Raw genomic sequence first — 25542 nt, forward strand, 5'->3', positions numbered from 1 at the left:
CTCCGAACCCGCTACAGTTTCGAGCGCTTTTCCCAAGCGAAGCCACTTCGCAAGATTGGCGTCACATCCCCAAAAGCGGTGCTTCGCACACGCACTCCAAGGCGCTGCTCGCAAGGTGGTGCCTTGGGTCGAAGGAAAACATCGCAAGGCTTTGGCATCTCACGAGACGACTCACGGCGCTTGCATCGTTGGAGGGTTCCATTTGGTGCTTGAAAGACGGCTCTGCTCAATACAGTCATTCCCGCACCCACTCCCACCATGAGTCACCCACGCTCCCGATTCCGCCGGATTCTCGGCTGGTGCCTGCGCATCATCTTGCTGCTGGTGCTCCTCGTGGGGACCATCGCGGGCGTGGCGTGGTGGTATTTCCATCCGGCGATCACGGAGACTCGTGGCGTTGTATACACCCAACGGAATGGCCAGGACCTCACGCTGGATGTCTATCGACCCGCTCACCAGAATGGCGCGACGGTGCTCATCATGGTGAGTGGAAGTTGGAAGTCGAATCCGAAGGGCTTCCAACCGTGGATGGTCTCCTCTCTCCTGCGCAAAGGATTGACCGTGGTGACGGTGTCGCACCTTTCCCAACCGAAGGCCAGTGTCATGGAAATCGTGGCGGATGTGCAGCGCGCCACACGCTATGTGCGGCATCATGCTGCTGAGTACGGCATCAAACCGGACCGATTCGGCGTGGTGGGCGGCAGCTCAGGTGGTCACTTGGCGTTGATGCTCGCTACCTGCGGTGGCCCCGGTGACGCCGCCGCGACGGATCCCGTGGAGCGCGAGTCTGCCGCCGTGCAGGCCGCGGCGGTCTTCTTTCCCGTCACCGACTTGCTGAACCTCGGTCCCTCCACGGAAAACGCCGGTGACAACGGCCCGCCCAAGAGCTTCCGCAACGCTTTTGGTCCAGATGCCATGAACCCGCCAAGCTGGCAGGTGATTGGCCGGTCCATTTCACCCATCTACCACATCACCGCCGCGCTCCCGCCCATCCGCATCGCGCATGGGGATGCGGATACCCTGGTGCCACTCGATCAATCCATCCGGTTCCAGGCGAAGGCGGCCGAGCTGGGGCACAAGGTCCTGCTGGAGGTGAAGCCCGGGCAGAAACACGGCTGGCTCACCATGCTGTGGGATGCGCACGTGTTCGCCGGGTGGTTTGTGGAGGTGCTGGGGAGGAGTGAGTGAGTTTTCAGTGGCCAGGTTTAAGTTTTCAGAGAGAGAAGACCGCAGACGTGGTTATATCCACTGCTCCAAGCCCCGATCTGAAAACTTAAATCTGAATACTGCCCACTTCTTTTAATGAGCGGATTCCTGGTCTTCGACAACGTCCACAAACACTTCGGGACCACCCATGCGGTGGACGGCGTGACGCTCGAAATTGCGAAGGGAGAGACGTTTTCGCTGCTGGGGCCGAGCGGGTGTGGGAAGACGACGTTGCTGCGGCTGGCGGCGGGATTTGAGCGGCCCGATGAAGGGCGCATCCTGCTCGATGGTGAGGACATCACGCACCTGCCGCCGGAGCGCCGGCCGGTGAATACGGTGTTCCAAAACTACGCGCTCTTCCCGCATCTCAGCGTGTGGGAGAACGTGGCCTTCGGGCTGCGCATCGCGAAGCGCAGTCGTGCGGACATCGCCCGCGAGGTGGAGGCCATGCTCACGCTCACGCGACTGAATGAACACGCGAGGAAGCGGCCCGCGCAACTCAGCGGCGGGCAGAAGCAGCGCGTGGCCATCGCGCGGGCGCTGGTGAATCGACCGCGTGTCCTGCTGTTGGATGAACCACTCGCCGCGCTGGACCTGAAACTGCGCCAGCACATGCTGGAGGAGCTGAAGCGCCTGCATGAGGAGGTGGGCATCACCTTCATCTATGTCACGCATGATCAGGAGGAGGCGCTGGGCGTGAGTGATCGCATCGCCGTGATGCAACAGGGACGCCTCGCACAGGTGGGTACGCCTGCGGAGTTGTATGAGCGCCCGCAGGGCAGATTTGTGGCATCGTTCTTGGGAGATGCGAGCTTCCTGCCCGGTGTGGTGCAGTCCGTGGAAGAGGGCCTGCACGTGGTACGGGTGGAAGGTGTGGGGGAGTTTCGTTTGGCAAATACGAAGACGCTTCCCGCAGGTGCGCCGGTGGATGTGAGCCTGCGGCCCGAGCGTGTGAGCCTGAGCCTGGAGCGCCCGAAGGAGAATGGTGCCTCTACGACATTCCCCGCGACCGTGACCGAGAGCACGTATCTTGGCAGCTCTGCAAAGGTGAAGGCGATGGCGGCGGGTCATCGCATCAGCATCGAGGTCACGTATGATGAAGTGGGCGGTGCGCTCTCCGGTCTGGCGAAGGGCACGCCCGTGTGGCTGGAGGTGCGGCATGCAGATGCGTTGCTGCTGGAAGGGGAGGCGCGCGCGTCATGAGCAAGGCTTCCGCCAAATCCCAAAGCAGGGCAGGGGAGCTTCTCCTCACGCTGCCGTCCTTCGGCTGGATGCTGGTGTGCTTTTTCATACCGGCGCTCATCGTGTTGTACCTCTCCTTCAAGCCGGCGGACTCGCTGGGCGGAGTGGGCGAAGGTTGGACGCTGGATCATTGGCGCGCGGTGGGAGAGGAGCAGTACCGGCCCATCCTGTGGCGCACACTGTGGCTCAGCACGGCGACCTCCTGCATCTGCGTGCTGCTTGCAGTGCCGTGCTCGCTGGTGCTCGCGCGACTGCAGGGCGCGTGGCGGCATGTGCTGCTGTTGCTGGTGGTCATCCCGTTCTGGACGAACTTCCTCATCCGCATCTTCGCGTGGAAATCGCTGCTGCATCCGGAAGGATTTCTCAGCAATCTACTTCGCTCCGCGGGACTCTTGGGTGAGGACTCACAACTCCTCTACAACAGCGGCGCGGTGCTGCTCGTGATGGTGTACACCCAGCTTCCCTTCGCCATTCTGCCACTCTATGCGGCGGCGGAGAAGTTTGATTTCGGCCTGCTGGAGGCCGCACGTGATCTCGGCGCGAGTGCCACGCGGGCCATCTGGTCCGTGTTTGTGCCGGGCGTGAGTCGCGGCATCGCCACGGCGTTCCTCGCGACCTTCGTCTGTACGTTGGGCATGTATGTCGTGCCTGACATCGTCGGTGGAACAGACACGGAAATGCTGGGCAATCGCATCGCCCAACGCGTACGCACAGATCGCAATCTGCCGCTGGCCGCCGCACTCTCGGGAGCGATGCTGGGCATGGTGGCGCTGATGTTCCTGGCGCAGGCGCTGGTGAAAAGGCTTTTCGCAGCGCCGGAGGTGGACAGCGGGTATCTCCCAAAAAGCCAGAATGCAAAATGAGAAATGAAAGGTGAAAAATGCAAAGTGACGGAAGCGCATCTCATCAATTTGCACTTTTCATTTTTCACTTCTCATTTTGCATTGGTTCCCTCGGCGTAACCACCATGACTCCGCACTGTCCATGAAACGCAGCATCATTCCCGGAGCGATCCTGGCGTTCGTGCTGGCCTTTTTCTATGCGCCAATTCTGGTGCTGGTGGTGAACTCGTTCAATGCCTCACGTTTCGGCGGCGAGTGGAAGGGCTTTACCTGGGCCTGGTACCAGAAGCTCATGGAGGGTCGCGATGCGCGAGAAATCTGGAGCGCGCTCACGACTTCGTTGCAAATCGCCGTGCTCGCCGCGCTCGGGGCCATGGTGCTGGGCACGCTGGCGGCGCTGGCGCTGCACTGGTTTCGCGGGAAGCTGCAACGTGCGCACGGTGTCCTGCTCACGGTCCCTCTGGTGATGCCGGACATCCTGATGGGAATTTCGCTTTTGCTCTTCTTTGTCGCGCTCGGCGTGGAGACGGGATTCTTCACCATCTGGGTCGCGCACGTCACCTTCTGCACCAGCTATGTCACCATGGTGGTGCTGGCACGGTTGCAGGATTTCGACCACACCCTGCTGGATGCTGCCCGGGACCTCGGCGCCGGGCGCTGGCAGGTGGCGCGGTGGGTGCTGGTGCCGTTGCTATTTCCGGGCATTCTCGCGGGAGGGCTGCTGGCGTTCACACTTTCCATTGACGACTACGTCATCACGTTTTTTGTGCAGGGTGCTGGAACCACCACCCTGCCGCTTCGCATTTACAGCATGATGAAAATCAGCCGGAACATGCCTGTCATCAACGCCCTCTCCACGCTATTGCTGGCGGTGACGTTCGTGGCTGTGGGTTTCAGTTTCTGGCTCGCGAGAAGAAACTCCAGCTCGGCGCGTTAAAAACGATTGAATCATCATTGACTGACTTTCCGCATCACTCCACACGCACAGAAATGAAACTCATGTCCCGACTCAGAGTCCTCCTCGCCGCTGCTGTCACGTTCTGTGGCACTGCTGTTTCCACCTTCGCGGCGGAGACGCTGCACGTCTACAACTGGGCGGACTACGTGAGTCCTGACTTGGTGACGCGCTTTGAAAAGGAGAATGACTGCAAGGTGGTCATCGACACCTTCGATTCGAACGAGACGATGTTCGCCAAGATCAAGGCGGGTGGCACGGGGTATGACCTCATCTTTCCCACGAGCTACATGGTGAAGGTGATGGAGCAGGAGGGCATGCTGGCCGACATCGACAAGGCTCAGGTGCCGAACCTCAAGAACGTGGACCCCGAGGCGCTCACGAAGGTGTATGACACCAAGATGGCACACAGCGTGCCCTACACGATGGGCTACGCCGTCTTCGCGTATCGCAAGGACAAGCTCAAGAACGTGGACTCTACGTGGGCGGTCTTCGCACGCACGGACCTGAAGAAGCGTGCGACGCTCTTTGATGACATGCGCGAGACCATCGGCGCGGCGCTGAAGCAACTCGGCTACAGCCTGAACACGCGTGATGAGAAGCAACTCGCCGAGGCACGTGACCTCGTGATCCAGTGGAAGAAGAACATCGCGAAGTTCGACAACGAGGGCTACAAGGCCGGACTGGACAGCGGGGAGTTCATCCTCGTGCAGGGCTACAGCGGTGACCTCTTCCAGGTGGCACAAGAAAATGAGAAGGTGGCCATCGCGATTCCCAAGGAAGGCGTGAGCATTGGCTGCGACCAGATGGTGATTCCCAAGAACGCGCCGCAGGCGAAGCTTGCGCACAAGTTCATCAATTTCCTGCTCGATGCGGACGTCTCCGCGGAGAACATGGAGTGGATGGGCTACCTCTGCCCGAACAAGGAAGGCCTGAAGAAGGTGAGCGAGGACTTCCTGAAGAATCCAGCGGTGAACATCCCCGATGCGATCAAGGCGAAGAGTGAAGTGCTGGAAGAACTCGGTCCGGATCTCGCGAAGTACACGAAGGTGTGGGACGAGATCAAGGCGGCGAAGTAGGGGGCGCACACCCCGTTCGCGAGCTGCATGGTGCAGCTCGCTGATTCTTTTTAAGAATCGAACCTGGTCATCTTGGGATGCGGCCCATCATCGAGGGGTGGATACACACAAATGATGCGGAGGCTCTGACGCGTAGCGTCCTTGGACTGCGTGCAGCCATGCTGCCGCTTTGAAGAGTCTGCAGCCTGCTGCAGCGATGGTGGCACCCGTTTTCAGTGTGACGCGTCCAGAAGAGCTTGGCGACTTCGTCGCGGTGGAGCGTGCAGCAGGCTGCACTTTAGGAAAGCGGCAGCAGGGCTGCGCGCCGTCCAAGGCCCTCGGCACCGCTTCTATATTCTTAACCTGACGTTCATGCGCAAAGCGGGAGCCCGCACTCCTTTCACTTCAGTGGAAAGATAAGCACATCCACGCCCGGTGAACCGGCGATGTGATCCGGCGCACGGTCCGGCTCCTTGAAGCCATTCAAGGCGAGCACGCGGGTGTCCCACTTGTCCACGCGCACGGGGACCATGGGGTAGGGTTTGTGATGCACCTGGCCGGAGCGGATGCCGCGTGGGGTGGAGGCGAAGAGGTAATACCGCTCCAGCAGGAAGAACTCCAACGTGCCGGGCTCCGCGAAGGTGGGCTCGCGGCCTTCGGTTTCGAGGTGGTAGTGAAAATCGGATGCCTCGGGCGCGCCGCGACGGTGCTTGCTGTAGGCCACGGAAGACGGCAGCGTGATGGGCGCGGACATGCGCGCATGCTGGTACGGCAGATGGAAGAACGTGCGCGCGGTCCACACGGCCAGCGGCTGGTTGCAGTCCAGCGAGTAGAACCACACGCCGGGTCTGCCGTGCTCGTCATGCACATAGGTGCGCACATTCAGCTCCAGGAAATTGCTGATCCATGGTGCGGTTGGCAGGAAGCGCGGGCGGATGTTCCGCATGAAGAAGGGCACGATGCCGAGCCAGGCTGCGCCATCATGCGTGTCTACCGTGAGTCCGGGTGGCAGGGTCTTCTGGATTTCCGCCGGGTCCCACTGCCAGTGCAGGAAGAGCAGGTGCGTCCAGCTCTGGTACATCACTGGCGAACGGCCCGGATGCTCGCGGGCTGCGAGACGCTGGGTGAGGTCCGGGAGGGTGATGGGCATGGCGCGGGAAAGTTACGCCATGCTGTACACGCAATGGGTGAGCACGCAGGTGAAAATCACCCGGCGCTGTCAGGCAGGAGGTTAGGCGTCTCGCCTGACGATGGTGGTTGGGCCTCCGGCCTGACCATACAATGCAATTGCTGGTCAGGCGAGACGCCTAACTTCCACTGTCAGGCGAGACGCCTAACCTCCTTGGTGAGCGGCGCACTTCATGCCGAGCGAAGGTGCTTGGAAATACGCCAGCCGTAGTAGCCACCGAATGCCAGGGCCATCATCAAACCCGGCAGGACTGAAGGTAAGCCTGGTTTCATGTTGTCCCACGGCGGGAAGAGCGTGATCGAGGCGGGTACGGTCAAGAAGGCGACCGCGCCAGTCAGCACACACGCGACTACCACCCCAGCCAGATATGACAGGAAGGTTCTCATCGGTAGTCGCAGTCGGTTGTTCTACTTACTCAGCTCCAGCATCCGCAGAATCGGCTTCTCAGCCTTTTTTCGCACGTCTTCGGGCATGGTCACTTGAGGACGCAGATCCTTGAGGCAGTCGTGCAGCTTCTGAAGGGTGTTCATCTTCATGTAGCGGCAGTCGGCACAGCGGCAGTGGCCGGTGGGACCTTCAATGAAGGTCTTGTCCGGCACTTCGCGGCGCAGGCGGTGAAGCATGCCGCTCTCAGTCACGATGATGAAGCTCTTCGCGGGATTGTCGCGGCAGTAGTGCACCATCTTCTCCGTGCTGCAGACTTCATCGGCCAGCATGCGGACGGCGTAGGTGCACTCGGGGTGGGCGACGACCTTGGCATCGGGATATTCTTCCTTGATGCCGTTGATGCTGTCGCGGGTGAATTCCACGTGCACGTAGCAGGCACCTTTCCAGAGGTCCATCTTGCGACCGGTCTGTTCCATGACCCACGAGCCGAGGTTCTGGTCCGGCACGAAGAGGATGGGGCGGTCCTTCGGCGCGGCTTCCACAATTTTCACCGCGTTGCCGCTGGTGCAGATGCAATCGCTGAGGGCCTTCACGCCACCGCTGCAGTTGATGTAGGCGATCACGTAGTAGTTCTTCTCCGCGTTCACCTTCAGGAACTGCTCAAGCTGCGGGGCGGGGCAGCTCTGCTCCAGCGAGCAGCCGGCGTTCGCATCCGGCAGGACCACGATCTTGTTCGGGTTCACGATCTTCGCCGTCTCGGCCATGAAGTGCACACCGCAGAAGGCGATGACGTCCGCGTCTGTTTCTTTCGCCTTGTACGAGAGGCCAAGGGAATCTCCCACGAAGTCGGCGAGTTCCTGAATCTCACGCGACTGATAATTGTGCGCGAGAATCACAGCGTTCCGTTCCTTCTTCAGACGAAGAATTTCATCGGCCAGACTTGGGGCGGCTATAGCAACCATGCTCAATATTGCTACGTCAGCGACGTTCCGCAAGTGCGCAGGTGGATGAGTTTTTTCAGAGTGGGTGAGGCAATGATGAACGAGTGGTGAGCAAAGCGCAGTGAGCGAGCAGCGCTGGCGCTGGGTGTGGCGGGCTGCGTGGGATTCAGCGCAGAGACACAGGGACGCAGAGGAACTTCGGAGACTGATACTGAAAACGGAAGAGCGGGAAGCAGGATGACTGCGCGGCGTCACCCTGCTCACTGATTCGGCTGGAGAGAGCCAAAGCTACTTTGCTGGCGCATCGTGCCAGGGTCATTCAGTCGAGCCGGAGCCGGGTTCGCCAGGTTTCCCATTCGAGCCGCCGCTGCTGCTGCTATTGCCACTACTGCCGCCACTTCCAGGGCCGGCGTTGTTTCCTGGATTGTTCTTGAAGATGGCCGCGAAAGCAGGCGGGAGCCGGAGGTCGCCACTGCTGACGTTCGGACTGGTGCCGCTGCCACTGCCACCACCGAGACCGCCCATTTCTGACTTCAGCGGCTTCTGCGCTGGCTTGGTCGTGGTCGTTCTCAAGATGTTCATGGCCCCATTGAGCTGGCCACCGGGTTCGATCGAGACGGACCGGGCGGTCACATCTCCCTGCACGCACCCGACGGTGCCGATGGTGACGCGGCCGGAGCACTCGATGTTCCCTTCCACGCGCGCCTGGATATCGACGCTTTCTGCGTAGACGGTATTGAGGAATTTGATGTCACTTCCGCGTTCCACGATGAATTGCTTGCAGTGGATCTCGCCGATCACGATGCCGGTGGTCCGAAACTGCAGGTCACCCGAGCACTCGATTTCCGCGCAGATCTGGCCCTGCACCTTCAGGTCGCGGCAGCGCACCTCGCTGGTGTTCACATTGCCATTCTTGCGGATGAGTACATCCCCGCGGGTGCGGATGGAGGTGGTGGAGGGGACGTTGATGTCCACGTCCTCCAAGTTAATGAGGCTGCCGCAGGCGGGGCAGTTGGTGGAGCGGGCAGAACGCCCGGTCTTGAATTTGTTCCGGCAATCGAAGCACTCCACATCCTTGAAGTACTGCTGCCGATAGTAGCCCTGGTCCTTCATCTTCTGCAGCGTGCCCGCGGTCATGGGGGGCTGCACGTTGGAGGCAGACTCCGTGGGCCGGGGCGGGAGCAGGGACTTGGGGCGGATGGGGTTCTTCGGCTTCGCGGAGGTGTCGTCCGCGTCCTTAAAGCCCATCATGTGGCCGAGACCGAGAGGAATATCCTCATCGACAACGTCTTCCGGTGGCATGAGCGCAGCCGGGAGTGGGGCGGGGGGCGACTGCCCCTCGTCTGAAGTGTCAGCCGCCGTCTTCGTCTCACCTGTGGTGGGGTGAGAGTCCAGCATTGCGGGGAAAACCGCGCTGGGGACGGGGTTCATATGGGAGGAGGCCAGCACCCTCCCATTGACAATCCGCAAGTGCTCACGGCACTTCTTGCAGTGAGTGGTCACCACAAGACGCGGCTCTATCTGAGCCGCGCCGCAAACAGGGCAAACCACTTCAATCTGGTTCTTCGGCAGAGCGGATTTCTGTTCCTTACCTAAAAACTTGCCGAGCACGTAGCGAGTAGATGCTTAGGATTGGGGGCGGTTGCCTCCCTGGGGGTTACCGCCGGGCTTCTGACCGCCACTTGCCGCGGACTTGCCCACCTGGGAGCGGCCGAGGAAAGTGGCACCTTCTTCAATGGCAAGGGTGGCGGCCGTGACATCGCCCACGAGGACCGCGTTGCTCTTCAGCTCGCAGCGTTCCTGTACGGTGATGTTGCCTTCTACCTTGCCAAACAGAGTGACTCCGCGAGTCTTGATTTCGCCTTTGATCAAGGCGTTCTCACCAACGGTGAGAGCTCCATCGGACTGCACTTCGCCCTCAATCTTGCCGTCGATGATCAGGTCGTGCGAAAACTTGATGGAACCTTTGATTTCGACGTCGTTGGCAAGCACGTTCTTACTCGTGGTCATGTTTGAGGAATTTCGTTGAGGTTGGACCGATGAAGTGGCTGATGTGGGAGATGAAATTGGGCGGGGAGCTGCTGGGGCCGAAGACGCAGAAGTCTCCGGACGCCGATCGTCTTTGCCTGCGTCTGTGGGTTGGCCAATAATTTGTTTCAGCATTGGGCGAAAATAAGCTGGAGCGGGATTGAGTGTCAATTACAACGTCCTGAAACTTTGGTTGAAATCATATTTACTATTTTGCAGCAATCTGTTCTTCTAAATCCTCTGCGGGATAGGTCCAGATCTCGCTGAGGGTGGGATGATAATGCGGCGCCCGCGCTAACTGAGCAACTGTCGCGCCAAGGTGCATGGCCACCGCGATTTCATGTATCAATTCAGTGGCCTCCGGACCCACCACAGACGCGCCTAGAATTGCTCCATTCTGTGAGTGAGCGAGAATCTTCACAAAGCCGTCCATTTCGCCCATCACCATCGACTTTCCGTGGTCGTTGAACGGATAGGTAGAAACGAGGTGGGGGATGTTTTTCTTCCTCGCCTCCAACTCATTAAGACCCACGCAGGCCACCTGTGGGTGGGTGAATACACCAAACAGGAGGCACCGATAGTCCATGCTGTGAGCGGGTTCCTTGTGCCGCCATTGCAGCGCTGCGTTTTTCGCGGCGACTTCGCCCTGTTGCACGGCGAGATGCACCACCTCCAAGGGACCGCATACGTCCCCTGCTGCGAACACCCGCGGATGGGTGGTTTGCTGGGTCGGTTGCGTGGTTATCAAACCGTTATCCGAATGTGCTATCTTGAGATTATCCAGGCCTATATTTTTGGTGTTCGGAGCCCTCCCCAGGGCGCATAACACTTCCGCTGCTTCCACCGTGTGTTCCGCGCCCGCTTTTGTGAAGGTTGCCCGCACCTTGTCACCTTCGCGGACCACCTTTTGCAGCGAGGTGCCGCAGTACATGTCGATGCCGCGCTTTTCGAAGGCATCGTACACCACATCCGCCACATCCTTGTCCATGCCGGTGAGCAGTTGGGTGTTGCGCTGGAGCACGGTGACCTTGCGCCCGATGCCGTCGAGGTAGTGGGCCATTTCCAGGGCAATGGCGCCGCCGCCGAGCACGATGAAGGACTCCGGGATGGTATCATGATCCAGGATGGTGTCGCTATTCCACGGTTTTGCCTCGTGAAGTCCGGCAATATCCGGGCAGTTGATGACGGAACCGGTGGCTATCAGGACATAAGAGGTTGTGATGGTTTGCGTCCCACCCTCACGGAGCTGGATGGAGATGCGCACCTTTTCCTCCCCGGCATCCTCCAGGGTGCCGTAGCCGCGAATGAGCTTAAAACGCCCATCCTCAAGTTGTTGCTGACGATAGGAGGCGAACTCTCCGATGAGTCTGCGCTTGCGGTCGCGGATGGCTTTCGTGTCCACGGGACCGGCCGTTGCGGAGAGGCCAAACTCCGCCGCGTGCCTTATGGAGATGGCGCGGTTGGCGGATTCAATCAGCGTCTTGCTGGGCATACAACCCCGCAAAATGCATAAGCCACCGAGCTCCTCCGCGCCGTCGATAACGACGGTATTCATGCCCTGTCCGTGGGCGGTGCGGGCGGCGGCATAGCCAGCGCTGCCACCCCCAAGGATGGCAAAGTCAAAGTGCTCAATACTCATGGGAGTGGGAGGAAGGGTGGTGTGGAGATTTGTCTGCACTGGCTTGCAAACCGGGGCGGTTAACCACGGGTCTGCAAGTGAGCCACGCAGATGCTGGACCACGTTTCCAGGGTGTCCTTGTTCGCCACGAGCTCATCGAGTGGTACGAACCGCAGGTCCTGAATGGCGTCTTCATTCGACACCACATCATCCGTTTCCAGGTCGAAGAGATGCACCACTCCAAGATGCACCTGGCCGACTTCATTGGAGTCATCATTGATGAGTCCGATGACTTCATTCGTGTGCCCGCCTGCAATGCGGAGCTCCTCCGCGATCTCGCGTTCTACGCCGTTGAAGTAGGTGGTCCGGGCCAGCGAGTCCTCGCGTTCGTCGTGCGGATTGATGTGGCCGCCGATGCCGATGCTTTGCTTGGCCACCAGGCGCTTTTCGCCGGATTTGCCACCCCGCTTGTACACCAGGTAGCGCCCCTGGTGGTGGAAAATGGAGTAGGGGATGATCTGCTTGTGCGTAGGGTCGTTCTCCGCCGGGCCGCGGGGCAGGAAAAAGTTTACCTCGGGAGCCAGGATGGCGTCGAGGTAGCGCTGGGCGTCGGGCTGGAACCCCTGGAAGGCGCCAAGTTCATCAAAAAGGGCGCGGGGAATGACGAGGATGTGCTCTTCTGCGGACATGGGGGTCCGTTAGCCCGCGCGCCTGCCGCCGTAAACGTTCTTTTGTCCAAAAGCGGAGCTCCTGCGGTATGATTCCGCAGGTCCCGAAATGGGACTGCCACACCCCAAGACAAGACCTGCCATGAAAGAGGAGGACTCCGCGCCATCATCGGATTTGCACCGTCCCCTCGTGCCGCTGCTGATGCGTCACGAGAGGCAGATCTTTGCGTACATTTACACGCTGGTGCCGCACCGGCATGATGCGGAGGACATCCTCCAGGAGACCTGCCTCACCATCTATGACAAATTCCATGAGTTCACCGTGGGCACGGATTTCATGGCGTGGGCCATGCGCATCGCCTGGTGGAAGGTGCGCGCCGCGCGGCAGAAGTATGCGCGGTCGAAGGTGGTCTTCAATGACGAGGTCATGGAAGCCATCTCGCACACGGCGGTGACCATGGCGGAGGAGACGAGTCCCATGCAGGTGGCGCTTTCGCAGTGCCTGCAGAAGCTCAATGACCGCGACCGTCGCATGGTGCTTACACGCTATGAGCACGGCAGCGGGGTGGAGCGCGCGGCGCTGGTCAGTGGCAGGTCCCTACAGGCGGCGTACAAGGCACTCATGCGCATCAAGCAGGTGCTGCATGATTGTGTGCTGAACACGATGACACGCGAGGAGGCGGCATAAGCATGAGCGACTCCGAACTTTTGCAACTGCAGTCCTGGATGCACGACCTGGAAGAGGGTCGGCTGGAACAGGGCGAAATGGACAAGCTCCAGGCCCTGATCTTGCGCAGCGAGGAGGCGCGTCGCTTCTACGTGCAGCGCATGAGCATGGGCTCCGCACTGTGCAAGCTGGCGGATGAGGCGCAGGAAGCCGAGCAGCAACATGAATCGGAACAGCAGGATGACATTATCACTGCGACTGCCGAGTTGCGACGTCCCTGGCCCCTCTCGGCGAAGCTCGCCATGGCGGCCTCGCTGCTAGCCTGTGCGGTCGCGCTGGTACTGGCCATTCGTCCGCAGGGACGTTCCCAGCAGGGCGGGGCATCGGTGGCGGCAGAGACGAGCAATGCCGGTTGCGCGGTGCTGGTGGATGCCGCTGGCGCAGAGTGGGCGGAGGGCACGCACGCGTGGCAGGTCGGCATGTCTGTGCCCGCAGGGAAGCTGCAGCTGAAGAGCGGGCTGATTCGCCTGGAGTTCTACAGTGGTGCTTCGGTGACGCTGGAAGGGCAGAGTGAGCTGGAGATTGTCTCGGTGAAGGAAGCGAAGTGCGCGCAGGGGCAGATGCGTGTGCACGTGCCGCCGCATGCGCGTGGGTTCAAGCTGACCACGCCGGATGCAGAAGTGGTGGACCTGGGCACCGAGTTCGGCCTGAAGGTGAGCGACGGTGGCAAGGCTGAGGTGCATGTCTTCGACGGCGAGGTGGAGGTGCTGCCGAATCAAGCGACCGCGAAGCTCAGCGTGAAGCAGGGTGCCGGATGGGATGCGGCGAAGGGTGTCTCCAGCAGTCCTGCGACGGCGTCGGCATCGTTTGTGGATCTCACGGCGCTGCGAGCGCAGACGCGCAGTTCGGACGAGCAGCGGCTCGCATCGTGGCGTGAGGGCATGAGTGTCTTCCTCAAGGACCCGCGTCTGCTGGTGGGATACACCTTCGAGCCGGAGAATGAATGGGAGCGTCGCGTGGAGAACAAGCATCCCGGCGCGCAGGAGTTCAGCCATGGCAGCATCGTCGGAGCCCGCTGGGTGCCGGGTCGCTGGCAGGGGAAGCGCGCTCTGCAGTTCAAGAGTCCGGGCGACCGTGTGCGTCTCACCGTTCCGGGGAAGCATGATGCCATCACGCTCGCTGCGTGGGTGCAGGTGGATGGCATTGACCGCCGCTTCAACAGTCTCTTCCTCACAGACACCTGGACTCCGGGGAATCCGCACTGGCAGTTTGTGCAGGCCGGTTCGTTCGCGCTGGGCATTCACGAGACCGGGGGGAGAAAGGGACAGCACGTGCTTTACTCACCCGAGATGTTTGGGCCGGATACGCTGGGCGTCTGGTATCACGTGGCCTCGACCTTCGATATGCGCACGGGGGTGGGGCGTAACTATGTGAACGGGAAGCTCGTGAGCGAGTACACGTCTACCAATGTGGACCAGGGTGAGAAGATTCTCATCGGCACCGGCGAGCTGGGCAACTGGGGCCTGCCGGAGGGCAGCAAGCCGCGCACGGAGGTGCGCACGTTCAATGGGCGTATGGATGAATTTTTGCTCTTTGGCGCTGCCTTGCAGCCGGAGGAAGTGGCGCGGCTGTATGAGGTGGGGAAACCGTGAGGAGGGGTTGATGGTCTTTGGTTGATAGTTGATAGCCTGAGGGTGCTGCGAGTTCGTGGTTGAGTGTTCAGAGTCGGAGGAAACTCTCAGTCTCCGAAGTTCCTCTGTGTCTCTGCGTTGGATCCCACGCAGGTGACCACACCCAGCATAGATGCTTTCCTTGCGAGGCAGAGCCCCCCCCCAACCCGTCAGGCCAGAGGCCTAACGACCGCTGTCAGGCGGGACGCCTAACCTCCTCAATGAGGCCACACCCAGCACCCTCAGGCTATCAACTATCAACCAAAGACCATCAACCCTGCTGCTGTTGCTGCCCCTTCGCGCACAAATGCCACGTCATCTCACCGCACTGGCTGCAGCGCAGGTACTTCTTCGGATTGCCTGCTGCCTTCCAGCGGATGCCGCCCCAGTCCCAGACGGACTTCGCGTAGCCACAGGGACATTGGAGCATCCACTCACGGGATTCCGTTTCCATGCCTTGCGCCCAGCTCTTGGGGAGGATGGCCAGGAGGAATTTTTGGGTGGAGCTCATGGTGGGGGTGGAGGGGGGATTGCGGAGTGTTGTTGTTACCGAGAGGATGTGTGAAAACAGCCTGTTGTGACGGTCATCCGGCGGCAAAGATACAGGCTGGTTGTGTCATGGACATGTGAAATTTTGAAAGATGGTCCGTCGAGATTGGAAACGAAACCGTGGTTGGATGAACAGGGAAGTGATGCACTGCGTGCCACCTCAACGAACCAGGTCGCTTTGCGTCGTGGAGTGCGGTGGCACAGGCCTCCCTTGAGGCCGCGACACCGCTTTGAACGAAGGAATATAGTCCCCATACTCTACAGAACTTTCGCTGGAACCCAGCATTCCAAGCTTCCAGGTGGACAGCATCTTGGGGGGATTGGACCGTGACACCGTTCCATGACGCTCATTCTCTCCGTTCAAAGCGGTGTCGCGCTAACGCTTGCCACACGCACTCCACGACGCAAAGCGCTGCTTCAACGTGCCAGATGAAAGCGAAGCACGGTGGTTGTCCGATTCGCTTGCGGCTATTCATTCTCCTCTACGCCCGGCTCCTCACGCCCGACATGGCGCCGAAGATGGCGGTCACAATGGACACGGCGACGACACCCACGATGATGAAGAGGAAGATGAGAATCGTGGGCGTGAGCATGGCCATCATGCGCTTCACGGTCTTGTCGAGTTCCTTGTCGAAGCGCAGGGCGATCTTCTCCATCGCTTTCCCGAGGCGGCCGGTTTGCTCGCCCATGGCAATCATGTCGATGAGCATCACGGGCAGGTGACCCACCTTGCGAAGGGCACCAGAGAGAGACGCACCCTCACCGAGATACACGGTGGCCTGCTCCAGGAGACCGCGCAGGTACACATTCGCCGTGGTCTTCGCAGTAAGGCGCAAGGCGTTCAACAGGGGGATGCCGTTGTTGATGAGGCTCCCCAGGGACGCGGCAAACTGCGCATAGAAGCGTGCGGTGAGGATGGTGCCGAATACGGGTATCCTCAGGCGGGCGCGGTCCCACCAGAGGCGTCCCAAAGGACGGGAGATGTAGCCGCGGAAGAGAATCACGCCGACGGTGCCCACCGAGAGCCCGAGCCACCACCATCTGGCCACGAAGGTGTTGAAATGCACCAGCATCGCCATCATGAACGGCATCGACGTGCGGCTCTTCGACAGCATCTCAGAGAACTTCGGTACGAGGAAGAGGCTGAAGACCAGCAGCAGCACAATCACCGCGCCGAAGAGGAACGCAGGATAGATCAGCGCGCTCATCACGCGTGATTGCAACTCATGCATCTGTGAGATGTTCGCGCTCAGGCGGCGCAGAATCTGCGGCAGCGAGCCGGACACTTCGCCAGCTGCTGCGAGATTGCAGTACATCTCATCAAACGAAGGCGATGCCTGCGCCAACGCCTTGGAGAACATCGCGCCCTCACGCAATTGATCGCGGATACGACCACTGACCTTGCGCAGCACGGCTGACTCCTGCCGCTCATGCATCACGCGCAGTGCCTGCTCCAGTTGCAAGCCACCATCCATGAGGTCCGCCAGTTCTTCCGTGAACAAGATGAGGTCCGCACGCTTCAGCTTCGGCGGTGGGCCTTCTCCCTCTGCTTTCTCCACCGCTGCTGCTTTGGCTGCGGCCTCATCCTCGGAGACCTTGATAGGGACCAGTCGCTGTGCCTCGAGTTTTCGATACGCTTCAGCTCGCGTCGAAACCGAAAGCGAACCGGTGACTTGTTTACCAGCAGCGTCGAGGGCGGTGTAAGCGAAAGCGGGCATTTCGGTGAGCGGTGCGACGGTGAGCGGTGCGACGGTGAGCGGTGCGACGGTGAGCGGTGCGACGGTGAGCGGTGCGACGGTGAGCGGTGCGACGGTGAGCGGTGCGACGGTTTTTGCCAGTGGCAAAACTCTCAAGTTAGGCTCTCGGCTTCTTTGGTGAAAGTTGAAAACTTGAAGCGGATGCCATCATGCTTCCAAGCATCTTGCCGATGGATTTGGCGCGGTCGATGTGGTCCTGGCATGTCTCGCGACTGATGTACTCGCAGGCATAGGCGGTGCGGAGCCAGTGGATGGTTTCTTGTGCTTCTGCGTCAGCATCGGTGAGCTTGCTGGCGAAATGCGCTTCATAGCGTCGCTTGCCCCACGCCTCCGCGATGTTCGCCCCCACGGACCGGCTGCTGCGTCTCACTTGGTCCGTCAATGCATACATCTCTTCCTTCGGCCAGTTCTTGGTTGCCTTGAAGATGTCCTGCTGCAGCTCGAAGGCCACCTTGTAAACTTCCAGCTCCGTAAACCGCTCGGCCAGCCGTTTGCGTTGGGAGTTCTCGCCATTTGCTTTCGTCATTGCAGTCTTCACTCAAGTCACCATTCACTCACAGCCTTCATTCCACCGTCGTACCGCTCACTGTCGCACCGTCGCACGGCCAGCAATTCACGTTAGTCGCTGCTAGCAGTAACCAGCATCACCTCCTCCACCGTCGTCACACCCTGGATGGCCTTCTGGAATCCGTATTGCCTCATCGGCACCATGCCATCGGCCATCGCCTGGGCTTTGATGTCGGCCATGGCGGCGCGGGAGTTGATCTTCTCCGCGAGGGAGGTGGTCATCTGGCAGATTTCCATGATGGCGAGTCGGCCGGAGAAGCCGGTGCCGCGGCACTGGCGGCAGCCTTCGGGGCGCTTGAGCTTGTCGATCTGATCCAACGGGAAGCCAATACCAGCCAGGTAGCCGGCCTCCAGCTTCGAGGGCTGCTTGCAGTGCGGGCACAGGGTGCGCACGAGGCGCTGGGCCTGGAAGGCACGCACGGAGGAGGAGATGAGGAAGGGCTCGATGCCCATGTCCAGCAAGCGGCTGATCCCCCCGACCGCATCATTCGTGTGCAGCGTGGAGAAGACCAGGTGACCGGTGAGCGCGGCGCGGATGGCGATTTCCGTGGTCTCCAGGTCGCGCATTTCCCCGACCATCACGACGTTCGGGTCACCGCGCAGGATGGACCGCAGGCCTGCGGCGAAGGTGAGGTTGATCTCCGGCTTCACCGCAATCTGCACCACGCCGTCCAGCTTGTTTTCCACCGGGTCTTCGATGGTGACGATGCGGCGCTCCTTGGTATTGAGCTGCCGCAGGAAGGTGTAGAGCGTGGTGCTCTTACCACTGCCCGTGGGGCCGGTGACAAGGATGATGCCATTCGGCGCGGCAAGCAGTTTGGAAATGGTCGCGGCGGTGTTGCCATCCACCCCCAGCTTCTCGAAGTCGAACTTTTGTCGGGTGAGGAGACGCAAGCTCACGCTCTCGCCATTCACGGAAGGGATGGTGGCCACGCGGACGTCGATGGGGTCGCCATCGAGCTCCAGGTTGATGCGGCCGTCCTGCGGCAGGCGGCGCTCCGCGATGTCCAGATGCGCCATGATTTTCAGGCGGGAAATGAGGGAGGCCTGCAGCAGGCGCATGTTCGGCGGCACCGGGACCTCCTGCAGCTTGCCGTCGATGCGGTAGCGGATGCGCAGGTCGCGCTCCAGCGGTTCCACGTGAATGTCCGTGGCGCGTTCCTTCAGCGCCTCGCGGAAGATTTGGTTCACGAAGTTCATCACCGTCGCCTCCTCATCCGCCTCATCCAGCACGGTGGTCTCCTGCTTCAGGTCATCGTGACCGCCGTCGCCGTCGCGGCCTTCCAGCAGTTCTTCGAAATTCTCCGCGCCCACGCCGTAGCCCATGTGCAGCGCCTCCAGGATGCGGCGTCGCGTGGCCAGCCCCCAGGTCACCCGCTTGCGCACCTCATGCCCCACGGCCTGCTTTGCATCGAGGTTGAAGGGATCGTACGTCAGCAGTGTCAGGTCTGCCCCGCTGAGGTGGGAGGGGTAGAGCCGGTGGCGCAGGGCCAGCTTCGCCGGGAAGCGATTGTGCAGGGAGTCGGCGGCCTCGATTTGCTCGTCGGGGATGAAATTCAGGTTCACCGCGCGGCCCAGCTTTTCGAAGAAGAGGTCCTCATCCACAATGTTCGCATCCAGCAGCGCCTCCACCAGGGAGCCATGCCGGGCGGCTGCCTCCTCCAGCGTCTGGCGGCACTGCTGCGGCTGGCTGCAACCCGCCTCCGTGGCGGCATTGGCGAGGAGTTCCGTGAGGGACAGGGACATGTACGGTGGTGGAAAGGGGGAGGGGGACGGGAAACGAAAGTGGTGGTGGTGCCTAAACGATGAAGGAACGGCCTTCATTGCACAAGCTCCGCTTCGAGAGTGATGCTAACCCACGGGGGCCGATTTGGTTGCGCGGTTTAGAAGGAGGTTAGGCGTCCCGCCTGACAGTGGGCGTTAGGCCTCCGGCCTGACGTCAGGGGCTCCACTCGCCTTTTGCGAGAAAGGGACGATTCCGGTTCACCGCAAAGGCGCAAAGCAGCAAAGGACGCAGAGGGGCGAGAGGGTGGGTGAGCGTCGTGGTGACGCAACACAAGCCGGGTAGCACGCCTCGACGCCGAGGAGGCAGAGACGCGCAGGAGAAACGCGCCAAGATGATGCATGTGCCGTATCTACGGAGGTTAGGCATCCGCCCTGACGCCACTTCATGTGCCACTAGCACAGCTGAGGAGAAGGTGGCAAAGGCAGGACGCCCTCGACCCCCATTCCGCCCCCCCCTATGCACTCCTACCATGTGTACTTCACCCCCAAGGATGGCGTCAGCGACCGGGAATTGCTGACGCAGGTACATCAATTCATGGAGGGGCAGTTCGGGAGCAATCTTGCGATTTCCTATCGAGTGCTTCGCATGACCAACAAAGCAAGCTGCGGGGACCTTCCAGACTTTCACCTGATAGTGGACTACGCCTCAGAAGCCGACATCCAATGCGCCTTTCAGAACATGAAGGCACACTATCGAGAGGAACCGCATGCGCCGTTGATGAAGATGGTGTCGACCTTTCGTGTCGCTTTTTCGAAGGATGAAACTCCTGAGGCGACCCTGTAGTAGGATCTGGTCACGCTACCCAATCGTACTGCACTATACGCGTGATGTCCTTTCTTCCCTTCCTTGCTGCCGCTCTCGTCCTTGCCATCACTCCCGGCCCCGGCATGGCGTATGTCGTGGCACGCACCGCGGCGGGTGGCAGAAAGGAAGGCCTGGCGTCGAGCCTTGGCACCGGTCTGGGTGGCATGGTGCATGTACTCGCCGCGGCGCTTGGCTTCTCCCTGATAGTGGCCCAGTCCGCTGTGGCGTTCAACGTGGTGAAGTTCCTCGGTGCCGCCTACCTCATCTACCTGGGCATCCGTATGCTGCTGCGCAAGGAGCAGGCATCCTTCACGGAGCCGGTGGCATCGCATGGCGTGCGGCGCGCTTTCATGGAAGGCATCCTCGTCGAGGCTTTGAACGTGAAGACCGCCCTCTTCTTCCTCGCGTTCCTCCCGCAGTTCGTGTCGACCAGCGCGCCGTTGATTCCCCAACTTGTGCTGCTCGGAATCGTCTGTGTCACCCTGAACACCCTTGCCGATGTGCTGGCCGTCCTCGCGGCTCATCGCATCCTGCGGTCAGATGTCGTACGGTCCGCCCGCGCCCGCATCCTGACCAAAGCCTCCGGCGCCACGATGCTGGGACTGGGCGCTTATCTGGCATTGACACGGCGGCCGGCGTAGGCATAGACGTGAGCGTGGAAAGGTGGGAAGGCCGGAGGCCTTTCGAATCCCCCCGTCCGGCACGGCTACCTGTATGGGACTGACGTTCTACCTGTCCTGGCGCATCCGGCGTGCATGCCTCCTTCGATTCGCTTCGTCGTCTCGAAAGGTGAGCCTCACCTCAACCTTGCTCCTACCTGTATTTCAGGACGGCAATTTCACAGCGGGAGTAGGTGCCATCTGCGATGGTGAAATCAATTCTGGCGAGCCGTTGCTGGTTGCCGGGCTTGGTGAAGTCGCCGACCTCGTAGACATGGAATGAGAGGATGCCATCGACGAGTCGGTGGTCTCTATATTCGGCGACCTCTTCCATCCCATCCCAGAGCGGATGGCGGGTAATAGGTCGGCCACAGCAGAGGCCGCAATGCAGCAGATGAAGGAACTCGCCGCCGGCATTTGCGAGCACAGGGGTAAGTTCCTCCTCGGTAGGAGCAAGCGCGTGCCAGAAGGCATCAAAAGCGGAATACTCCGTGCGCTTTCCTGAGTGCTCAATCAACCAGACCTCTCTGATGAGCTCGTAATGTCCATCATAAGATCCATCGCCGAGGACGGTGACTTCGTGGCCGGGAACGCGCTCTCCCACGGGTGGAAACCACGTCGTATTTGTTGTCGTGCTGTAGGCCACGGGTCGTGTCTGCACCGTAACGATTTCCTGCAGGATTGCAGGGAAATTTTCACTGCAAAAGGTGGAACGTCAGCCCATGCAGGCAGCTATGACTGACGCGGGCGTTCGAAGGGCCTTCGGGCTTCCCAAGCCAGAACCCTCACGTTGGAAAGGAATAGTGATACTTCTTCTGCACGTCCGACTCTTCAGTGCCGGTTCGGCGTGAGGGAAGTGAAACGTGATTTCGATCTCCCGGATGGCACTGCCGAAGTCCGGTATCCCCTGTAGCAAGAATTGCCCACCCCACGAAATCGTAGGATGTCCTCCGTAGATGTTGTAGGTGCGGCCCATCACGTCGATATCCATGGCGGTGTCTTTAGCGCGAGCCAGGGAAGTGTGGCAAGCCGAAGTTCCTTGGGAATCCACGCTCGTTCCGCCCCTTCCGAAACAAGCCATGAAACTGAAAGCCATCAAAAAACTCGCGGAACGCATCCCCAGCGAAGCCATTGCCAGTTACATTGCCTCGGAAGGGGGAACGGTGGACGCGTATTTCGTGCACCAGACTCCTGAGGACCGTGTTGGAATGTACTACTATGTGCTGCCCGACAAGACGGTCATGATCACGATGAATGATGACGCAGTCTTTGCCTATGCCGTGACGCAATACCTCATCGCCCATGGGGCGCCGATATTTGATACGGCAGAGATGGATAAGTACGTGGCAAGCTTGAAAAGCGGCTCGGAGACTCCACCCAACCCCAGTTGAATCTTCGCACATGGTCATGTGCCGGTTCCCGTATCATGGCGGAGTGGCCGCCCTTGTCATGCATCTCCGTGGCGGCAGGGCAGGGCAGGGCAGAGAGAAGAAGTGTGGGGAAGGCCGGAGGCCCTTCGAACGCCTGCGTCCGCCATGGCCACCTGCACGGGGCTGACGTTCCACCGGAGTCGATCGTGGACCTTGCGCAGCTCTTCACCCAAAGCGGCGATACTCGCCGCACTCAAAAGCGCTTCGCACCAGGTGGCAAATGATAGATGCCGTATGGGACCCGTGCGTGTGCCGGCTCTTCCAAAGTAGCCTCGACTTCAGTCGAACGAAACGTCTCGCGACTCTGCAAGATCGCAGTATTCATGCACACTCATTCACGCACCACCTTGCGCGAAGCGTTTTTGAGTGCGGTGAGCATTACCGCTTTTTGGTCGCATAATGTCGCGTCAGAATAGCTCACACCAAGACGACTTGAAAACAGGTCTTGAAATGCGACGAACTTACCCCCGTGCGTTGCAGCAGACCCAAGGAGTGGGAGCATTCCTGCTCCCATTCTGATGGCGCGCAACACGCTTCCATGCATGTCACGTGTCTCTGAAGGTGACAGGCCGACCCGCAGGGAGCGGCACTAGCCTTAGTGCCGGTGGTCGGCAAATGGGGGGCGGAGCCTTTCTTTTCGAAGCTTTCGAGAACGCCTTCAAGCTCCTCGCGTAGCCGTGTTGCAGATGGCGGCACTAGGCTAGTGCCGCTCCCTGCGAGACAGTCGCTTCGTGGGCGCGGTGGGCGGCTTTTACCCGTTCGCTCAAGCCTTCAGCGAGCGAATCTGCGCATACCGCAGATGCTTTGCCTCGGTCCGCTCCGTCTGGTATTTCACCCACGACCCTTTGCGATTGTCCGGCAGGTAGCGACTGCCCCGCTTTTTTGCAATGATGCCTTCAAGCCGTAAGGCTGCAGCGGAGCTGATGAGGGCCTCCGGACCGCCGTGCAGTTCGCCGCTGTACATGAGGGGCGGGCCGGCATCGCGCACCAGACGTTGCAGGAGTGTCCGCCGTGCTTCAAGGGGTTCATCCAACAAATCCTCGCCATCCAGGTGCAAGAGGTCGAAGAGCACCAGGCGCACCGCAGCGGTGCGGTTCTTCTTCTGCTGAAGCTGCTGAAAATCGGCACGGCCTGTTTCATCGAGGGCCACGATCTCACCATCCACAATGGCCCGCCAGCAGTCGAGCTTGGCCAGGGCTTTGGCGATGTCCGGGAAGTCTGCGGCCAAGGAGGTGCCGTTGCGGGACAGCAGGCGGCTTCTGCTGCGCTCCACGATGCCTTGGGCCCGATATCCGTCCCACTTGATTTCGTAAAGCCAGTTACCCTTCGGAAGCGTTTCCACCGGGAGGCAGAGCATGGGCTCAATAAAGTCGAGGGAAGGTGCGGGTGCGGGTGCGGGTGCGGGTGGGTCGGCGACCTCGCGCGAGCGGGGCGTGGCGCCGTTCCGAGGTGGCGGGCTCACCTTGCCAGCCTTCGCACTGCGCCGCGGAGTCTTTGCCATGGCCTTCAAAGGGGTAGCTCGCTCTTTCTGAAATCCGGCGTTACTCCCTGCCCGGACGTGGATGCCGCTTTCGGGACACGTGGCGTCCTCCGCCAGGCGTTCCGCATGACGTGCTTGGTTGTATGCTTTGTTGATCACCACACCCTGCACTCAGGGATCACATGTTTGACCTTCCCCAGACCGGACATTTTTTCGCAGTGCGCCTCGATGTTCCTGAATTCTATCGGCCATTCACTCAACGGTCGTCCCTATCTCCTTCTCCGAATTTGGCTTAGATCCAGGCATGCCAGCGGCGGTACGCTGCGATAGCTGACCCCGTCATCGCTCCCTGCAACTTGCCCGGATGAGTCCCGGCGGACGAAGCGTTTGTCTACTTCTGAGCGGTTCGACGAGTTCTTGTTTCATGACACCGCTGTATCGCATGGAAACACACGGGTGGTTTTGTGCGATCGACTGGAAACGCGGAGGCGTTGTGAAAAAGCTGGCTATGCAGTTCTTTAGATATTCAGCCTCCCACGACACTATTTTTTAGGTGTGGTGGCCGGCGACCTGTCGCGCCAGTCTGTTTGTACAAGTGTCTGTTCCTCCTGCGGGTAAAGGTCCCGTCGCGTGAGGTGAAGCGCTGCGACTTCGTGAAGCAATTCTCCTGAGCGCGAAGCCAGGCCCTGACTCAATTCCCGCCCTTCGCCGGCAGCAGGCCGATGCCGGGGGTAATCTTCCACTTGTTCCGGTCATTGATGGGCGTTTTTCCGGTGTTGAAGATGGGGATGTTCTTCAACTCCAATCCACCAATCTGGTTCTCGATTTTCGCGGAGAATTCCTTCATGCGCTCCATGTCCTCCTTCTCCGGCCTTCCCACCGTGAAGAGCGGCAGGATGGGCAGGTCATAGTCGGTCTTCTTGTACTTGGTTTTGCGATGCTCCACCAGCAACAGTCCACCCACTTGGCCACCGGGACGCTCGCCGACGATGATGTCGATTTTGAAGGGGCCGTTGAGTTCCACCCACCTGCCGCCCATGCAGCGACCATTGAGTACACCGCGCCCGCCCCAGGGTTCACGAACCTCCAGGTTCGGTTTCGCTTCACCCAGATTCACCAGGTCATCGCGGGAAGCATCCAGCACCGGCTCACCGTTGATGTATACCGCCAGCGCATCGTCGAAGTATCCCACGAAGCGCCACTCGCCCGTCTCCGGCGGCGTGAGCGTGCCAGTGTAGTGCACCAGCCACCCGCGCGGTTGCACATCCTTCTCCACCGCGAAGGCCTTGGGACCCTCATCGGCCGTCATCAGAGGCACCGCCAGGAAGGTGAAGTTCATCTGCTGCGGAGCCTGGTAGTAGTCCCTCATCTCTGAGGCCCCGAACTTCTTGTCCGCAAACGCCTTCACCTTCTGGAAATACTCGTTGGCATTGTAGGGTTGCGGCTTGCCCTTGCGGTCCTGCTTCAGGTCATAGAGCACTCCAGGCACGCCGCCGGTAGCGCCGAGGTTGCCAAAGAAGGTGCGTGCCACGAAGCCCTTCATGCCACCAGTGCCCACTCCGGAGCCAAAGCCCCCGCCAGCGCCGCTGCTGCCGAAGCCGCCGGAGCCCATCATGCCGCCACCCATGACGCTCTTCATCTCCGGCATCTCAAAGGTGTCCATCGGGATCTCCGGCAGCGCGATGGCCGCAGTCGCGTTGAGTGATACCACCTTGCGCATCGGTGTCGTCTGGGTCAGCGCCGTGCGCTTCTTGTTCATGACCTGCGTCGCCAGTTGTTGGCTGGACTCCTGGCCGCTCTTGCTGCCGCCTCCGGAGAGGAAGTCCACCTTGGGTTCCGTGACGAGCTCATCCACGAGGAAGTACGCCCCCACGAGGAGACACACATGGATGATCAGGCTGATGAGGAAAGATCCTCCGCCCACCTTGGCCCAGTATCGCTTGATGACTCCGGGCTGCTTTGGCGGGGCCAGCGGTGCAGATGGCGTGACACCAGGCGAATGCTGTGAAGGAGTAGGTTTCAAATCCGCCATACGAGAA

23 protein-coding genes are annotated in these 25542 nt (G+C 60.4%); 10 read left to right on the forward strand and 13 right to left on the reverse strand.

What is annotated here, in order from left to right; translation table 11 throughout:
* The first annotated feature begins 258 nt into the window (after positions 1-258).
* From G5S37_RS09135 to G5S37_RS09155, 5 genes are all read left to right on the forward strand, one after another.
* Positions 259-1188 carry an alpha/beta hydrolase gene (locus tag G5S37_RS09135; protein WP_165202929.1) on the forward strand — a complete coding sequence of 310 codons (930 nt, stop codon included), beginning with the start codon at positions 259-261 and terminating at the stop codon, positions 1186-1188.
* Positions 1189-1302: 114 nt separating this feature from the next.
* Complete coding sequence (locus G5S37_RS09140; protein ID WP_165202931.1) at positions 1303-2409, forward strand: ABC transporter ATP-binding protein; 1107 nt, start codon at positions 1303-1305, stop codon at positions 2407-2409.
* Positions 2406-3311 carry an ABC transporter permease gene (locus G5S37_RS09145; RefSeq protein WP_165202933.1) on the forward strand — a complete coding sequence of 302 codons (906 nt, stop codon included), beginning with the start codon at positions 2406-2408 and terminating at the stop codon, positions 3309-3311. The genes G5S37_RS09140 and G5S37_RS09145 overlap by 4 nt, the downstream gene beginning before the upstream one ends.
* Positions 3312-3432: 121 nt before the next feature.
* Positions 3433-4227: an ABC transporter permease subunit gene (locus G5S37_RS09150; protein ID WP_165202935.1), complete on the forward strand. Its 795-nt coding sequence runs from the start codon at positions 3433-3435 to the stop codon at positions 4225-4227.
* Positions 4228-4289: 62 nt separating this feature from the next.
* On the forward strand, positions 4290-5324 hold the full coding sequence (locus G5S37_RS09155) for a spermidine/putrescine ABC transporter substrate-binding protein (RefSeq protein ID WP_165202937.1): 1035 nt from the start codon (positions 4290-4292) through the stop codon (positions 5322-5324).
* A gap of 379 nt (positions 5325-5703) precedes the next feature.
* On the opposite strand, the gene G5S37_RS09160 is transcribed toward G5S37_RS09155, so the two are convergent.
* From G5S37_RS09160 to G5S37_RS09185, 6 genes are all read right to left on the reverse strand, one after another.
* Entirely contained in the window at positions 5704-6453 is a 750-nt protein-coding gene (locus tag G5S37_RS09160; RefSeq protein WP_165202939.1) for a DUF2071 domain-containing protein, read from the reverse strand.
* 446 nt (positions 6454-6899) lie between these two features.
* The gene (gene nadA / locus G5S37_RS09165) at positions 6900-7841 is read right to left on the reverse strand and encodes a quinolinate synthase NadA (protein ID WP_165202941.1); all 942 of its coding nucleotides are present in this window, start codon (positions 7839-7841) and stop codon (positions 6900-6902) included.
* 294 nt (positions 7842-8135) lie between these two features.
* Positions 8136-9251, reverse strand: coding sequence for a polymer-forming cytoskeletal protein (locus G5S37_RS09170; RefSeq protein ID WP_165202943.1), 1116 nt, complete (start codon positions 9249-9251; stop codon positions 8136-8138).
* Between the two features lie 195 nt (positions 9252-9446).
* A complete protein-coding gene (locus tag G5S37_RS09175; protein WP_165202945.1) occupies positions 9447-9830 on the reverse strand; it encodes a polymer-forming cytoskeletal protein in 384 nt (127 codons plus the stop codon).
* A gap of 226 nt (positions 9831-10056) precedes the next feature.
* On the reverse strand, positions 10057-11487 hold the full coding sequence (locus G5S37_RS09180) for an FAD-dependent oxidoreductase (protein WP_165202947.1): 1431 nt from the start codon (positions 11485-11487) through the stop codon (positions 10057-10059).
* A gap of 59 nt (positions 11488-11546) precedes the next feature.
* Positions 11547-12155, reverse strand: a complete 609-nt coding sequence (locus G5S37_RS09185; RefSeq protein WP_165202949.1) for an NUDIX domain-containing protein — start codon at positions 12153-12155, stop codon at positions 11547-11549.
* Between the two features lie 121 nt (positions 12156-12276).
* Here G5S37_RS09185 and G5S37_RS09190 point away from each other — a divergent pair, with 121 nt between their 5' ends.
* The gene (locus G5S37_RS09190; protein WP_113960458.1) at positions 12277-12822 is read left to right on the forward strand and encodes a sigma-70 family RNA polymerase sigma factor; all 546 of its coding nucleotides are present in this window, start codon (positions 12277-12279) and stop codon (positions 12820-12822) included.
* 2 nt (positions 12823-12824) lie between these two features.
* The gene (locus G5S37_RS09195; RefSeq protein ID WP_165202951.1) at positions 12825-14453 is read left to right on the forward strand and encodes a LamG-like jellyroll fold domain-containing protein; all 1629 of its coding nucleotides are present in this window, start codon (positions 12825-12827) and stop codon (positions 14451-14453) included.
* Positions 14454-14742: 289 nt separating this feature from the next.
* Here the strand turns inward: G5S37_RS09195 and G5S37_RS09200 are convergent, their stop codons facing one another.
* From G5S37_RS09200 to G5S37_RS09215, 4 genes are all read right to left on the reverse strand, one after another.
* On the reverse strand, positions 14743-14982 hold the full coding sequence (locus G5S37_RS09200) for a hypothetical protein (RefSeq protein WP_165202953.1): 240 nt from the start codon (positions 14980-14982) through the stop codon (positions 14743-14745).
* Positions 14983-15502: 520 nt separating this feature from the next.
* Complete coding sequence (locus G5S37_RS09205; protein WP_165202955.1) at positions 15503-16873, reverse strand: type II secretion system F family protein; 1371 nt, start codon at positions 16871-16873, stop codon at positions 15503-15505.
* Position 16874: 1 nt separating this feature from the next.
* The gene (locus G5S37_RS09210) at positions 16875-17303 is read right to left on the reverse strand and encodes a four helix bundle protein (protein ID WP_165202957.1); all 429 of its coding nucleotides are present in this window, start codon (positions 17301-17303) and stop codon (positions 16875-16877) included.
* A 92-nt stretch (positions 17304-17395) separates the two neighbouring features.
* On the reverse strand, positions 17396-19090 hold the full coding sequence (locus G5S37_RS09215) for a GspE/PulE family protein (RefSeq protein WP_165202959.1): 1695 nt from the start codon (positions 19088-19090) through the stop codon (positions 17396-17398).
* Positions 19091-19586: 496 nt separating this feature from the next.
* Here G5S37_RS09215 and G5S37_RS09220 point away from each other — a divergent pair, with 496 nt between their 5' ends.
* Entirely contained in the window at positions 19587-19913 is a 327-nt protein-coding gene (locus G5S37_RS09220) for a DUF6614 family protein (RefSeq protein WP_165202961.1), read from the forward strand.
* A gap of 44 nt (positions 19914-19957) precedes the next feature.
* Positions 19958-20575 (forward strand): LysE family translocator, encoded by a 618-nt coding sequence (locus G5S37_RS09225; RefSeq protein ID WP_165202963.1) that lies wholly within the window; start codon positions 19958-19960, stop codon positions 20573-20575.
* Between the two features lie 172 nt (positions 20576-20747).
* Here the strand turns inward: G5S37_RS09225 and G5S37_RS09230 are convergent, their stop codons facing one another.
* Entirely contained in the window at positions 20748-21239 is a 492-nt protein-coding gene (locus tag G5S37_RS09230) for a hypothetical protein (protein ID WP_165202965.1), read from the reverse strand.
* Positions 21240-21672: 433 nt separating this feature from the next.
* Between G5S37_RS09230 and G5S37_RS09235 the strand changes: the two genes are divergently transcribed.
* Positions 21673-21984 (forward strand): hypothetical protein, encoded by a 312-nt coding sequence (locus tag G5S37_RS09235; RefSeq protein WP_165202967.1) that lies wholly within the window; start codon positions 21673-21675, stop codon positions 21982-21984.
* An 802-nt stretch (positions 21985-22786) separates the two neighbouring features.
* Here G5S37_RS09235 and G5S37_RS09240 read toward each other — a convergent pair.
* Both G5S37_RS09240 and G5S37_RS32510 read right to left on the reverse strand, forming a co-directional pair.
* On the reverse strand, positions 22787-23524 hold the full coding sequence (locus tag G5S37_RS09240; RefSeq protein ID WP_165202969.1) for a hypothetical protein: 738 nt from the start codon (positions 23522-23524) through the stop codon (positions 22787-22789).
* A gap of 670 nt (positions 23525-24194) precedes the next feature.
* Positions 24195-25526 carry a hypothetical protein gene (locus G5S37_RS32510; protein ID WP_240914842.1) on the reverse strand — a complete coding sequence of 444 codons (1332 nt, stop codon included), beginning with the start codon at positions 25524-25526 and terminating at the stop codon, positions 24195-24197.
* Between the last annotated feature and the right edge of the window lie 16 nt (positions 25527-25542).

This window comes from Roseimicrobium sp. ORNL1 (assembly GCF_011044495.1).
In the GTDB taxonomy this organism is placed as follows: Bacteria; Verrucomicrobiota; Verrucomicrobiia; order Verrucomicrobiales; family Verrucomicrobiaceae; genus Roseimicrobium.